Source organism: Microbacterium sp. Se63.02b, assembly GCF_014171575.1.
GTDB lineage: Bacteria > Actinomycetota > Actinomycetes > Actinomycetales > Microbacteriaceae > Microbacterium.
In genome coordinates this window covers 1,551,190-1,564,610 of sequence record NZ_CP050453.1, presented here as the reverse complement: position 1 = coordinate 1,564,610, position 13,421 = coordinate 1,551,190, and the positions used below count along the sequence as shown (strand labels likewise).

The 13,421-nt window shown below is 69.8% G+C and carries 11 protein-coding genes and 2 pseudogenes; 4 read left to right on the top strand and 9 right to left on the bottom strand.

Annotated features, from left to right (window positions below):
* The first annotated feature begins 78 nt into the window (after positions 1-78).
* On the top strand, positions 79-294 hold the full coding sequence (locus tag G4G29_RS23925) for a hypothetical protein (RefSeq protein ID WP_309491638.1): 216 nt from the start codon (positions 79-81) through the stop codon (positions 292-294).
* A 65-nt stretch (positions 295-359) separates the two neighbouring features.
* On the opposite strand, the gene G4G29_RS07695 is transcribed toward G4G29_RS23925, so the two are convergent.
* A complete protein-coding gene (locus G4G29_RS07695; protein WP_183152780.1) occupies positions 360-1,352 on the bottom strand; it encodes a stage II sporulation protein M in 993 nt (330 codons plus the stop codon).
* 16 nt (positions 1,353-1,368) lie between these two features.
* On the opposite strand from G4G29_RS07695, the gene G4G29_RS07690 reads away from it, so the two are divergent.
* Complete coding sequence (locus tag G4G29_RS07690) at positions 1,369-2,022, top strand: RDD family protein (RefSeq protein ID WP_244632511.1); 654 nt, start codon at positions 1,369-1,371, stop codon at positions 2,020-2,022.
* A 181-nt stretch (positions 2,023-2,203) separates the two neighbouring features.
* Here G4G29_RS07690 and ahcY read toward each other — a convergent pair.
* The 8 genes and pseudogenes from ahcY to G4G29_RS23920 all read right to left on the bottom strand — a co-directional run bounded on the left by ahcY (position 2,204) and on the right by G4G29_RS23920 (position 10,400).
* A pseudogene (ahcY, locus tag G4G29_RS07685) lies at positions 2,204-3,647 on the bottom strand (adenosylhomocysteinase).
* Between the two features lie 58 nt (positions 3,648-3,705).
* A complete protein-coding gene (locus tag G4G29_RS07680; protein ID WP_021199833.1) occupies positions 3,706-3,912 on the bottom strand; it encodes a DUF3499 family protein in 207 nt (68 codons plus the stop codon).
* 539 nt (positions 3,913-4,451) lie between these two features.
* Entirely contained in the window at positions 4,452-5,834 is a 1,383-nt protein-coding gene (locus G4G29_RS07675; RefSeq protein ID WP_183152378.1) for a DUF5719 family protein, read from the bottom strand.
* Positions 5,831-7,681: a hypothetical protein gene (locus G4G29_RS21695; protein WP_244632673.1), complete on the bottom strand. Its 1,851-nt coding sequence runs from the start codon at positions 7,679-7,681 to the stop codon at positions 5,831-5,833. Before G4G29_RS21695 ends, G4G29_RS07675 begins: the two co-directional genes overlap by 4 nt.
* Positions 7,682-8,186: 505 nt before the next feature.
* Positions 8,187-8,861: pseudogene (locus G4G29_RS21690) on the bottom strand (glycosyltransferase); the annotation flags it as partial.
* 159 nt (positions 8,862-9,020) lie between these two features.
* Positions 9,021-9,341, bottom strand: coding sequence for a WhiB family transcriptional regulator (locus G4G29_RS07665; protein ID WP_274601226.1), 321 nt, complete (start codon positions 9,339-9,341; stop codon positions 9,021-9,023).
* A 118-nt stretch (positions 9,342-9,459) separates the two neighbouring features.
* On the bottom strand, positions 9,460-10,020 hold the full coding sequence (locus tag G4G29_RS21685; RefSeq protein ID WP_345941168.1) for a hypothetical protein: 561 nt from the start codon (positions 10,018-10,020) through the stop codon (positions 9,460-9,462).
* Entirely contained in the window at positions 9,969-10,400 is a 432-nt protein-coding gene (locus tag G4G29_RS23920; protein WP_345941167.1) for a type I phosphomannose isomerase catalytic subunit, read from the bottom strand. The genes G4G29_RS21685 and G4G29_RS23920 overlap by 52 nt, the downstream gene beginning before the upstream one ends.
* A 302-nt stretch (positions 10,401-10,702) precedes the next feature.
* On the opposite strand from G4G29_RS23920, the gene G4G29_RS07655 reads away from it, so the two are divergent.
* Together G4G29_RS07655 and G4G29_RS07650 are read left to right on the top strand one after the other, a co-directional pair.
* Positions 10,703-12,118, top strand: coding sequence for an O-antigen ligase family protein (locus G4G29_RS07655; RefSeq protein ID WP_183152377.1), 1,416 nt, complete (start codon positions 10,703-10,705; stop codon positions 12,116-12,118).
* Positions 12,115-13,413: an O-antigen ligase family protein gene (locus tag G4G29_RS07650; protein WP_183152376.1), complete on the top strand. Its 1,299-nt coding sequence runs from the start codon at positions 12,115-12,117 to the stop codon at positions 13,411-13,413. The genes G4G29_RS07655 and G4G29_RS07650 overlap by 4 nt, the downstream gene beginning before the upstream one ends.
* The last annotated feature ends 8 nt before the right edge of the window (positions 13,414-13,421 follow it).

Here is a 13,421-nt window from a genome sequence, read left to right as displayed (position 1 = left end):
ACGCGGCCGAGTCGGCCAGAGGTTTCCTCGGAGCGTTCCCCCGACGCCTCCCGCGCGACCACGGTGCTGGTCGGATCTGTGACGGACGGCGGGATCGCCTCCATCGCCCGCCGACGCGACTCCCGCGAAGACGTGTATCTCGCCGCAGCCGCCGAGCGGACTCTGCGCGATGCGGAGAACGTCGCCGAAGCGATCCTGCGCGCCGGAGGCGAGGCGATATCCGCCGACCCGGACGACCTCCCGCCGCGCATCGCCGACCGCTACCTCGAGCTCAAGGCCGCAGGACGGCTCTGATCGCGGTCGCCCCGCGCCGACATCTGCGCGGGGCCACCGGGCGCAGGTGCGGTGGAGGAAGAGGCTCACCCCGCGACGAGGCGCGGGGTGCCCGCCTCGTACTCGACCAGGTCGCCGGTCTCGCCCTGCCGGTGCGCCCTGCCTCCGACGACGAGCATGTAGATGAGGAACACCGCGAGCGCTCCGGCACCGATCCCGATCTTCACCGGCCACGGCAGGGCCCAGCCCGTGACGAAACCCTCCACGAGGCCCGCGAGGAGCAGAGCGAACACCAACCCGATCGCGACGGTGGCGAGCGCCCTTCCCTGTTCTGCGAGGGCCTCACCACGCGAACGGCGGCCGGGAGCCACCCAGGCCCAGAACACGTGCAGTCCCGCAGCCGCGGCGACGAAGATGCAGGTCATCTCCAACATGCCGTGGGGGAGGATGTACAGCACCATGACGTCCGCCTTGTCATGCGCCGCCATCACCGCGCCGGCGGTGCCGATCCCCATGGCGTTCTGCACGAGCATGTACACCGGCCAGATGCCGGTGACGCCGAAGAGCACGCACTGCATCGCGATCCACGCATTGTTGGTCCAGACCATGCCCATGAACGTCGCAGCGGGGTTCTCGGTGTAATACCCCGTGAAGCTCTCGTCCGCGTACTGCTCGAGCGCGTCGGGCGGGCCGAGGGTCGCCACGAGTGCCGGGTCGCCCGCGATCCAGGCTGCGGTACCGACGGCGATCGCGACGAAGGCGACCGCGATGACCAGGGTCGTCCACCGCAGGCGATAGAGAGCGGCGGGCAGCTGCAGCCGGAAGAATCGCGCGGTCTGGGTCAGGATGCTGTCGGAAGCTCCGGTCAGGCGCAGTCTGGCGCGGACCAGGATCGTCGAGAGATACGCCCCCTGCGGGGTGTCGCCCACCGACGTCTTCAGCTCCGCGAGGTCGGCCGAGGCTGCGCGATAACGCACGATCAGCTCGTCGACTCCTGCACCGTCGAGGCGCGCACGGCTGAGCTCCTCGAGCCGCTCCCATTCGGTGCGGCGTGCATCGGTCAGCGCATCGGCATCCACCTGATTTACTGTACTCATGTCCGTCCCGATCGACGTCTCCGACGAGGTGCTCTCCGGCGAAGCCGTCGCGATCGACGTGCAACCGGTCGGCTTCCTGCTGCGAGCGCTCGGCGCCGCGATCGACATGATCGTCGGCTACGCGGTGTTCATCCTGTGGCTCTTCCTCCGCATCTGGCTCCTCGATGCCGGTGTGCTGGATGAGGCCACCGACCGCATCGCGACGGTCGCAGCGCTCGTCGTGAGCTTCGTGGTGCTGCCGATCACGATGGAGGTGGCGCTGAAGGGCCGCAGCCTGGGGAAGCTCGCCGTCGGCGGCCGCATCGTCCGCGTCGACGGAGGTGCCGCAGGATTCCGACACGCGTTCATCCGGGCCCTCCTCGGGGTGCTGGAGATCTACATGACCTTCGGCGGTCTCGCGGTGCTCACCGGGGCGTTCAACGCGCGATCGCAGCGTCTGGGCGATCTCGTCGCCGGCACCTATAGCCAGCGCGTCCGCACGCCCGCTCTCCCCTCGCACGTGCCGGTGCTCCCACCTGCGCTGGCGGGATGGGCTCAGATCGCCGACGTCGCGCGGATGCCGGATCGACTCGCTCGTCGCATCTCGCAGTTCCTGGTGAGCGCACCACGCATGCTCCCCGATGCCCCGCGCGCGTCGCCCTCGAGCTGCTGACCGAGGCGACCCCGTTCGTCTCACCGGTCCCGCCCGTTCCGCCCGAGCAGGTGCTCATGGGCATCACGGTGCTGCGCAGAGAGCGCGAGCGACGCGCTGGAGAACGCCGACCGTCGGACCGAGAGGCTCACGGGCCGTCGGATCGGCGTCTGATCATCCGTCGGACCGCACCGGATTCGGGTCAGTAGCGGTAGTGCTCGAGCTTGTAGGGGCCCTCCACCGGAACGCCGATGTACGCCGCCTGCGCGTCGGTGAGCGTGGTCAGCTGCACGCCCAGCGCATCGAGGTGCAGGCGCGCGACCTTCTCGTCGAGCGCCTTGGGCAGAACGTACACCCCCGTCGGGTAGGCCTCGATGTTCGTGTAGAGCTCGAGCTGCGCCAGCACCTGGTTCGTGAATGACGCGCTCATGACGAAGGACGGGTGTCCTGTCGCGTTGCCGAGGTTCATCAGTCGACCCTCGCTGAGCACCAGGACGCTGCGTCCGGTCGGCATCCGCCATTCGTGGACCTGCGGCTTGATCTCGACCTTCTCGACGCCCTCCAGCGCCTCGAGGCCCGCCATGTCGATCTCGTTGTCGAAGTGGCCGACGTTGGCGACGATCGCGAGGTGCTTCAGCGCCTGGAGGTGCTCGGTCGTGACGACGTCACGGTTGCCCGTTCCGGTGACCACGATGTCGACCGCGCCCGCGACGTCGATCAGGCGCGCCACCTGGAACCCATCCATCGCCGCCTGGAGGGCGCAGATCGGGTCGACCTCGCTCACGATCACGCGCGCCTTGACCCCGCAGGGCTTCGGCCGCACCCTTGCCCACGTCGCCGTAGCCGCAGACGAAAGCGACCTTGCCGCCGATGAGCACATCCGTCGCGCGGTTGAGCCCGTCGGGAAGCGAGTGCCGGATGCCGTACTTGTTGTCGAACTTGCTCTTGGTGACCGAGTCGTTGACGTTGATCGCCGGGAACAGCAGTTCGCCTGCTGCGGCGAGCTCGTACAGCCGGTGCACGCCGGTGGTCGTCTCCTCGGTCACGCCGATCAGACCCTCGGCGAGCTTCGACCAGCGGTCGGAGGACGAGGTGAGCGAGCGGCGGAGGACGTCGAGGATGATCCCGTACTCGTGCGAGTCCGCCTCGGCGGTGTCGGGGACGACTCCGGCCTTCTCGAACTCGACGCCCTTGTGCACGAGCAGGGTCGCATCGCCGCCGTCGTCGAGGATCAGGTTGGGGCCGTCGACGCCCGATGCCGACCAGTCGAAGATCCGCTCGGTGCATGCCCAGTACTCTTCGAGCGTCTCGCCCTTCCACGCGAAGACGGGCACGCCCGCCGGGGCGTCGACCGTCCCTCGAGGGCCGACCACGACCGCAGCGGCTGCTTCGTCCTGGGTCGAGAAGATGTTGCAGCTCGCCCAGCGAACCTCGGCTCCGAGCGCGACGAGGGTCTCGATCAGCACGGCGGTCTGCACGGTCATGTGCAGGGATCCCGCGATCCTGGCACCCTTCAGGGGCTGGGTCGCCCCGAACTCCTCGCGCAGTGCCATGAGTCCCGGCATCTCGTTCTCGGCGAGCCGCAGCTGATGGCGGCCGGATTCGGCGAGGGACAGATCGGCGACGCGGTACTCGAGCTCAGGCATCTCCCCATTCTTCCATCACGCCGCAGCCGGACTCGCGTGTGTGTCCGACGCGTGATGCTCAGGCGCGAAGGGCTTCGTGGCGCACGACGAGCCACCCGGCCGGCACCGAGAGTCGGTCGGCATGCGGTGAGCACAGGTCATGGGCCTGGGGATCGTTCGCGGCGCCCAGCGGACCGAGCGCCGCCATCTGGTCCCCATAGTCGTAGGTGAGGGTGGCCACGGCTTCTCGCGCGCAGCCGACCTTCGAGCACAGTCGTCCGTCCATCTCCGTCAGAGTACGTCCCTGGAGTCCCCCGATCGGGATGCCGCGCCGCGCACGCGGGCACCGCCTAGACTTTCGTCATGCCCCGTCGTCGCGCCGCCCATGCCTCCGCCGCCCCACGGCGCGGTGCACGACACGGACGCCATGGACGGCTCGGCCGGAGCGAGGTCGTCCGGCTCCGCTCGCGCCGCTGGACGGACGCATCGATCGTTTCGACCTGACCGTGAGCACGGCCGTCGAGTTCCTCCGTGGAACGTGGCCGGAGCTGCAGGACGTCCGCTTCGAGATCGGCGCGATCCCCGGTTTCGACGCGACCGAAGAAGTCCCGCGCTGGTATCTCGATCGGGAACGCGGGCGCATCGTGCTCTTCCGCCTTCCGATCGAACGGTTGCTCCCCGGGGCACGACGACGCCGCGCACCGCCGGATGGCGATCGAGAGCGCCGTGTTCCGCGCGGCGGCCGAGTACGTCGGCCGCGAGCCGTGGGATCTCGGTCACGAGCATTGACCACCGTCCGCTGTCCACGCGGAAGCCGGAGCACGCTCAGGGGTAGACGGCGATCGCCTTCTCGACACCCGCGTTCGCCTGCAGGGGCAGCACCGCGAGCGCACCAGGACCGGTGAGGGTCACGGCGGCGTGGACCGGCCCCGTGGCGCGCAGCAGATACGTCTCACGGGCACTGACCTCGAGCCCCACGCTCTGCCCCGCCGCCACAGTGACCTCCTCCGGCTGTCCGCTGTCCAGGGCCTCGAGCGTCACCGTCGCGTCCTGGTCCGATGCGTTGACCACCTGGACCCGGGGTGAGGGACCCGCTGGCACCGCGAAGAGGACGTCGTCGTCGATCTCCTGAGCCGGTGTGATCCATGCGAAATCGGACCCTTGACCGAACCCGTCCTGCTGGCGCAGAGCCGCCACGACCGGCGCATCGGCCACGACATCGACTGTGTACGCCCCGGGTTCGAGGCCGCTGAGCGACACCTGGGCCGGCATGTCGGGCTCGAGCGGAACGGTGAACTCGTCGACGGCGCTCGATGAACCTTCGGGTGTGACCCTGACCTGCACGCGGGCGTCGGCCCCAGGGGACAGCACTCGCAGGACAGCCATCTCCGCGTCGTCCCCGTTCGCGGCGAACACCTGCACCCCGGAGAGCACGAGCCGCTGCTGTGGACCGGGCACCGCATCCTGCAGGTCGATCCCGGCCGGGTCGAGGACCTGCACGAGCGACGACTGGAGCACGGCGCGCACCGGAGCACCGGCGGCCTCGACGCGGACGACCGGGGCGGCGGTGCCCGCGGCGACGGAGGTCAGCGGAAGCGCAGCCTGGGTCCGTGCGGGAACCACGACGGTGCGCGTTCCGCGGGTCTCGCCGTACACCGTCAGCGTCACGGTCGACGGAACCTCTGCGGCATTGGTCAGGATCACGATGTCCTCGGTGCCGGTGTCCGTGCTGCCACCCACGAGCCACGAGTCGAGCCGCGGCGTGCCGCATGCCGCCGCGGCGTACCCGGCGAGGTCATCGGCCGCGAGCGTCGCCGACTCGGACGCGGCGATCAACGGCGCGGAACGCCCCTCCACCGCCCCGGTGAACACGCTCACCTCTCCGGCACCGGGCAGATCCGGCACCGCCAGCTGTTCGGAGGACGGATCTCCCGAGGTTCCCCCGATGGTGATGCCCGGCCGCCCGGCCGAGACCATGCTCAAAGGATCTGCCGCGTCACGTCCGAGCGCACGCATGTCACCGTTGCACACCACGATGTTGTCGCCAGGGAGCGGGGTCACCTCGACCTGAGCCGGGTCGTGGCCGATGATCGGCCACGGTGCATGCACCGCGGCCGTGACGCCGACGACGCACGCGGCGATCACGACGAGTCCCGTCACGACGCGAGCCCCGGTCGCCGCGACGCGGAATGCGCGAGAGCCGCTCATCGGTCATCCTCCACGGTGGTCGGCTTCGGTTCGTCGACATCGTCCGATGGCGGTGACGACTCCTCCGGGTCGGACGGCTCCTCATCGACAGGTTCGGCGATCGGTGCGAGCGCCTCGTCGTTCAGAGCCGCCTCGTCCTGCGGATCGTCGACAGCACCCACAGGGGCCTCCTCGTCGAGCGTCGCCCTGTCCTCCGCATGCCGTGGCAGGACGAGGGGCTCGTCGGGGGCCCGGCCGACGATGCGTGATCGGGCCCGCGCCGCGCGCCGCGAGGCACGCGTCGGAATGGACAGCAGCAATGCTGCCAGCACCGCCATCAGCTGGATGGTGATCACGAGACGAGCGGTGCCCTGCTGCGCATTCGTGAGGCTCGCCGGACCGGCGACGTCGACGTCGGCCTCGAGCCGCCACAGGACGCCGCGATCGGTCGTTCCCGCATGAACGAGTCCAGGACGCTGATCGATCGATGCGATCGCCGCGGTGCGGAGGGTGCGGGCCTTGTCCGCTTCGCCGCCGGGGATCTGCGCCACCAGCACGTAGCTGATCCCGGCCGCGGCGAGTTCGCCCGGCGCATCGAAGTCGCGGGCCGACAGGAGGTCGACCGCCAGAGTCGAGATGTCGGCGCCCTGCGGCTCGACCGCCGTCGAGATCATGGTCGACTGCGACCCGAGCGTCTCGCTCGCGCCCCAGACGGCCTCGACCGCGAGACCGCCGTCGTTCTGCGGGGTCAGCACGAGCGTGGCGATGTCACGGTCGCCGGCGGCCTGGGCCGCGACGTAAGCGGGAAGGGTCGACTCCGGTCCGTTCGCGAGGACGGAGCGCTCGGTGTGGAACGCGGTGAGTGCGGGAACCGCGCAGATCCCGAGGGCGACGGCAGCGACGACCGTCGCGAGGGCGCGCAGCCGGGGAAGCGTGATCGCCGTGTCCAGCGTGACGAGCGCGGCCCCCACCAGCCCCGCCCAGGCCAGGCTGAGTCCGGCACCGGGCCAGATCGCCACTCCGATGCCCTGGGCGAAGCTCACGGTGATCCCGACGGCGAGGAAAGCGGTCGCGAGACCTGCGAGCGCGACGACGAGGAGCGTGATCCCGGCGCGCCATCGCGGGGCGACCGCCGCGCCGAGGGCGAGGAGGGCGATCGGCGCGCACAGCAGCGGTGCCCAGGCGGCGATCGGGGCGGGAAGCAGCGACATCCAGCCGGCGAGATCCGTGGTCGGGAAGCCCGTGGCGAGCGCCAGACGACCTGCCGTGTCCGCTGCAGCCTGCGGCCCGACCCAGATCGACCCTGGATCACCGAGCAGCGCCAGAGGCGTCCCGTGCGCGAGCTGCCAGAACACGAGAGGAGCGAAGAGGGCGGCCGTCGGCACGGGCACCCACAACAGCCGTGCCGCCCCGCGGAACTGTGCGGTACCGAGCACGATGCCCATCGCCACCACCCAGAGCAGCACGAGAGCGGGCACCAAGGACGGTGCGCACGCGCTGACGGCGGCGAGCAGGAGCGAGGCGCTCCCGGCCGCACCCCAGGAACGGTGCGCCACCACCGCGCTGTGGAACAGCCATGGCAACAGCAGATGGACCAGGACAGCCGTCGGGCGTCCGTCGACCAGCGCCGTCAGGAATGTGGGCGCGAGGGCCCACGCGACACCGGCGAAGATCCGCAGCCCCGATCGGTCGGTCACCCTGGTCGCGGCGAACCACCCGCCGAGCACGGCGAGAGGAAGGGCGAGGACCCACAGCAGAACCATCGCGAACGACGGAGCGCCCGGCCACAGGGTGCCGAGCACCGCGACGACAGCGGCGAACGGATCGGCGGGACCGATGAGGTCGACCGCGGTTCCACGCACCCCCACGCCGCGTCGCTCCACAGCGCTGCGACGGTCTGCCGCAGCGGCAGCAGTCCCCCGCCGCCGAGCGCAGGCCAGGCCAGCAGCGTCGTGAAAGAGGCGATGCTGACCACGAGAGCCGCGAGCACGACCCATGCACCACCCCGGAGAAGAAGCGGAGCTCGCTCACGGCGCCGCCCTCGCTCCCATGACCGTCGTCGAGGCGTCGCCGCAGATCCGAGGAGGTCACGCGCAATGGTGCGATGCTCGCCCAGCTGGACGAGCGGAACGCACGGATACGAGACCGCGACCGCGTGATCGCCCCGATCCGGAGCATCGCGGTCAGCGCCGCGCCCCATTCCGGCAGGACGGCTTCCGGCCGCTTGCCGATGAGGTCGGCGGCGGAGCGCCAGAGAGCGAGAGGAAGCAGACTCAGCCAGTGGAAAGGCACAGCGACCGCCGGCGCATAGGCCAGACGACGGTGCAGTTGCGCGAGCCGGGTGACGTAGGCGCGACGGAATCTGCCCGAGGGCAAGGCGGCGGGGCCATCGGGCGCCACGGAGATCCTCGCACTCGGCGCGAGGACGACGCGGCCTCCCCCCAGGCGCGCGCGCACGCCGAGGTCGAGCCCCTCGTCGGCTCCCGCGAGCGCCGGATCGGGGCGCAGCGCGTCTCGGACCTCACCACGGATGAGGATGCCGCGGATGTCGGATCCGAGCGCGTCGTCCATCCGATCGTGCTGTCCCTGGTCGAGTTCTCCCGCGGCGAGCTCGACCGAGCGACCCAGCGCGGTCATGCTGACCCCGAGCGACACGATCTCCCTGTCGTTGTCTGTCGCGACCAGCTTGGGCGCGATGACAGCCGCGGAGGGCGAGCGCTCCAACATGCCGCGAAGTCGCTCGAGGGCGCGAGGATGGGGCGCCGTGTCCTGGGCCAGCAACCAGATCGCGGACCCTTCGGACACCCGGGGTCGCGCGAGTTCGACCGCCTCGGCGAAGGACGTCGTGGCGCGCGCCTCGATGATGCCCTCGACGGTCGCGGCGACGGCTTCGCTCTCCCGCGCAGACGAGGCATCGCCGCACATCACGAGAGTCACCGCATCGACGGGGGCGGTCTGGGAGCGCAGTGCTTCGAGAGTGCGGAGGAGCTGCGCGCGGGAAGAGGATCCGGGGCGCGCGACGATGATGGCGTGAACACGGGCTGGCATGACGTCGTCAGCCTATGCGCGCTCCGCGTGGGGCCGGAGCAGTGGACGCGGCGCGCCCGCGAAGCCGCGGGATCCGGGTCGCACGGAGGCCCTCGGCGCGAGCGCGTTCACCGCGCGACGTCACGTCGGCCGGATCCCTACAGAAACCCGACGGGAGCGTCAGCTCGCGCGGCGCTTGAGCTTACGACGCTCGCGCTCGGAGAGTCCGCCCCAGATGCCGAACCGCTCGTCGTTGTTGAGCGCGTACTCGAGGCATTCGCTGCGCACGTCGCACGTGGTGCAGATGCGCTTGGCATCGCGGGTCGAGCCGCCCTTCTCGGGGAAGAAGGCCTCGGGGTCGGTCTGCGAGCAGAGCGCATCGCTCTGCCAGGCGAGAGCGTTGTCATCATCGGTGGCGTCTGCACGACGCACACCGGGAACTCCGAGGTTGACCGGGTCGACGAACCAGTTCTCCGGCACTTCCGAACGGTAACCCGTCATCTCGACCTCCAACCCTTCAATCCGCCCCCCTGGCGGGCCGTGCGCATGACTAATTACACCCGTGTCATTCGCTGCGGTCAAGTCGCGGATCGTAAACCCTCAAGCGAGTCTTGAAGGTTCACGGCGAATCGTCGGCGTGTCGCGACACCACGCGGAGCGCCCGCTCAGCGCCCAGGGCTCGCGACGAAGGCCTCGCCGACACCCGAGAGAGTGAGAGCGGATTCGTCCGCGCTCGCGAAGCCCGTCGTCCCGACCGCGAGCGCCAACTCCTCCCCGTCGCCGACGTGACGACGACGGAGCCTGCGGTGGCGAGGACCATCGTCGGTCCGGCGACCTCGATCACCACCGGATCGCCGTCGAGCGTGATGCGCGTCAACGCGAAGTCCGGCACCGGAACGGGGTACTCGGTGACGACCTCCCCTGCCGCAGGCCGCAGCACCGGCACCTCACCGGGAGACGTGTCGAGGATGGCGAGGAGCTCCGGCACGTCGATGCGCTTCGGGGTGAGGCCGCCGCGCAGGACGTTGTCGCTCGCGGCCATGATCTCGACGCCGAGCCCGGAGAGGTACGCGTGCAGCAGACCGGCACGCAGGAAGAGACCATCGCCGCGACGCAGCACGACATGGTTCATGAGCAGGGCGACGACGACCCCGGGATCGCGCGGATAGGTCTTCGCCACATCCGCGATCGCGCGGAGGTTCGCACTCCACTCCCCCGCGTCGTCGCGCTCGGCGGCCGCGACGACGGCCTCGATGATCTGGTCGACCTCGCGCTGCGCCTCACCGCCGAGAAGCCATCCGATCGCGTCGCGCAGCGGGTCGCCGGCGGATTCGAGACGCGCACGCAGCTGGGCGACTCCTCGCCGCTGCCGAGGAGGCCGAGCAGGGCGACGGTGCGGTCGATCGGCCGCAGACCGCTCAGAGACTCGAACCTCTCGCTGAGGGCGACGATGAGCTCCGGCTTGTGGTTGTCATCGCGATAGTTGCGCTGCGGGTCGTCCGCGGGGAGCCCGAGTTCGCGCTCCCACCCCGCCCGTGCCTGTGCGATCGTCGGGTGCACCTGGATCGAGCGGCCGCGCCGCGGCGAGCAGCTTCAAAAAGGTACGGGAGGGAGCCACCGGTGACCTGGTCGAGCGTGCCGCCTCCCACCACATCGGCGGGGTCACCCGGATGGTCTCCGAACCACACCTCGGCTTCGGGTGCACCGGTGGGCGCACGCCCTTCGAGGGAGGCCAGGAGGGAGGCGGAGCCCCAGGCGTAGTCGCGGGGCTCATTCGTCAGGCTCAGCAGCATGTCCCCCAGCGTAGAGCCGCGCTGCGGCGTTCAGGGATGCCGGGAGCGCGGCGCGGTAGCCTGAACGCGATGGCCCAGTACACCAAGCACCCGGTGACAGCCCCGCCCTCGGCGCCGGAGCGCGAGTCGACGGGGCATCTCCTGCTGCGCGGTTACGTGATCCTCGTCCTCATCGCGACGTTCGCGCACAGCGCCGTGTACAACCTCCTCGGCATCGAGGGGGCCGCCGTCGTCCTCGTCGTGTTCACCCTCGCGACGATCGGCATCGGCGTCCCGATGCTCACTCGCAACAGACCGCAGGCGTTCCGCTGGCGACGCCTTCCGTGGACGGCTGTCGGCTATGTCGCCTTCGCCCTCCTGTCGGTCGCCTGGTCCCAGTGGCGCGGGCCGACCCTCATCACCTGGGTCCTGCTCGCGGCGGTCACCGTGAACGGCCTGTTCATCGCGCACGTGCTCACGTGGCACGAGATCGTGCGGGCGCTGTCCTCCGCCTTCAAGTGGATCCTCGGCCTCTCGCTGGCGATCGAACTGTGGGTCTCCCTCGTGCTGCACGGACCGCTGCTGCCGAACTTCGTGACGCTGCCGGACGGCGAGATCGACCCGCAGTGGTACTGGGTGCGCGACAACCTGTTCGACGGTGGACGCATCCAGGGCATCGTGGGCAATGCGAACCTGCTGGCGATCATCTCCCTGTTCGCGATCATCACCTTCGGTGTGCTGTTCGCCGCTCGCGCTCGCTGGCGCACCACACTCGCACTGTGGATGCTTCTCGCGGCATACTTCCTGTTCCGCACGTCCTCGGTCACCGCGCTCGCGTGCGCCGCAGCGTCGCTCGTGGTCCTCGTGGTCGCACTGCTGATGCGACGGGCGCGCACTCCCGGTGCGCGAACCCGCATCTACGTGATCGCGATCGGCGGCACCTCCGTGGCGGCGGCCGCCGCGTGGCTGCTGCGTGACCAGCTGCTCGGTCTCGTGGGGCGCAGCTCCGACCTGACCGGCAGATCCGACCTGATCTGGGCCAAGGTCCTCGAGCGTGTGAGAGATCACCCGATCTTCGGCAACGGCTTCTCCAGCCCGTGGATCCCGACCGATCCTGCGTTCGACCGCTGGATCACCGACCACGACATCACGGTCTTCCACGCCCACAACATGTGGCTCGACGTGCTGTTCCAACTCGGCGTCGTCGGGGTGGTCCTGATGGGCGTCGCCTACCTGAGCATGCTCTGGCGGTCCTGGTTCTTCGCCGTCGACCGCCCGCGATGGGACCTCGATGCCGGGCGCCCCTTCTCGCCGCTGACCCTGCTCCCCAGCCTCTTCACGGTGGTGCTGCTCGTGCAGGGGTTCTCCGAATCGACCCCGATCATGCTGTGGGGGTGGATGCTCGTGGTCCTGCTGTCGTTCAAGCTCAAGTCCGTGCCGCTCGTGGGCGTCGGAGAGCGGGACCTCGTGTTCGAACGCGGCACGCGGCAACGGCGGGTGCCGTGACGTCGGCGCGTCCTCTCGTGCGCCTCCTCGGCTCGGCGGAGTTCGCGCGGGCCTTCACCCTCGCCGCTCTGACCGCGGTCTTCGGCTCCTTCGCGATCGAGCGGATGGCCTCGGGCGTCACACTGGCCGCCGTCATCACCGTGCTGTGCGTCCTGGGCGCCGCGATCCTCTGGGTCCGTCGCGAAGAGCTCTCTCCGCTGAGGATCGCTCCCTCGTCTCTCTTCGCCTTCCTCGGCTGGGCGCTGGTGAGCCTGGTGTGGACGACGGATCGCTCCGACACGTTCTTCGGGTGGATGTCCCTGTTCGGATTCGCCTTCCTGGCGATCACGATCGGCCATATCCGTGACACGCTGCAGACCGTACGTGCGATCGGCGACACGCTGCGCGTCCTCCTCGGCGCCTCGCTCGGACTCGAGATCCTCTCGGGCATCCTGCTCGACGTCCCCTTCACGTTCCTCTCCATCCAGGGCGATCTGGCGGAGGGCGGTCCGATCCAGGGCCTGTTCGGCAGCCGTAACATGATGGGATTCATCGCAGTCATCGCGCTCATCACGTTCGTGATCGAGTGGCGCACGCAGTCCGTGGATCCGCCGCTCGCCGTCGTCTCGATCGGGCTCGCCGGGGCGCTGGCATTCCTCTCCGCCTCCCCCACCGTGCTCGTGCTCGCCGTCGCCGTCGGCATCGTCACGCTCGCCCTCACGATCGTGCGGCACACCGCGCCGCACCGGCGCAACGTCGTCCAGTGGATGCTCGGAGCCCTGGTCGCGCTCGCTCTCGTGATCGCCTTCGCGTTCCGCCACCAGATCATCGCGCTGCTCGACGCCGGGTCCGACTTCTCGATCCGGGCGTCGCTGTGGAACACGATCCTCGACTTCGTCGCCCTGAAGCCGATCCAGGGGTGGGGATGGTTCGGCGATTGGGCCCGCGGCGAATACCCGTTCACGTTCATCAACTTCCAGCTCGACGACCACCACCAGAGCGCGTTGAACGCGTTCTTCGACGTGCTCCTCCAGCTCGGCTGGGCAGGGCTGGTGCTGTTCCTGCTGCTCGGTGGAGTGGCCCTGATCCGGTCGTGGCTGGTGGCGAGCGCTCGGCGGTCCGTCGTCTACGCCTGGACACCGATCATGCTCGTCACCCTCGCCGTCGACTCGATGTTCGAGAGCTTCACCCTGGTCGGTGCGGGGTGGTTCATGCTGGTTCTCTGCGCGCTGCGCGCCGGGCAGTCGCGGTCGTGGCGCGAGAACATCGATGCCGCGCACACCGGGGCGATCCCGACACTCCGCCCACAGCAGTAGTGGCGCGC

Bases quoted from the DNA above. Each gene is read 5' to 3' on its own strand.
- G4G29_RS07665 (WP_274601226.1), bottom strand. From the start codon at position 9,341: ATGACGGGTTACCGTTCGGAAGTGCCGGAGAACTGGTTCGTCGACCCG.
- G4G29_RS07655 (WP_183152377.1), top strand. From the start codon at position 10,703: ATGGCCCAGTACACCAAGCACCCGGTGACAGCCCCGCCCTCGGCGCCG.
- G4G29_RS07680 (WP_021199833.1), bottom strand. From the start codon at position 3,912: ATGGACGGACGACTGTGCTCGAAGGTCGGCTGCGCGCGAGAAGCCGTG.
- G4G29_RS07690 (WP_244632511.1), top strand. From the start codon at position 1,369: ATGTCCGTCCCGATCGACGTCTCCGACGAGGTGCTCTCCGGCGAAGCC.
- G4G29_RS07675 (WP_183152378.1), bottom strand. From the start codon at position 5,834: ATGAGCGGCTCTCGCGCATTCCGCGTCGCGGCGACCGGGGCTCGCGTC.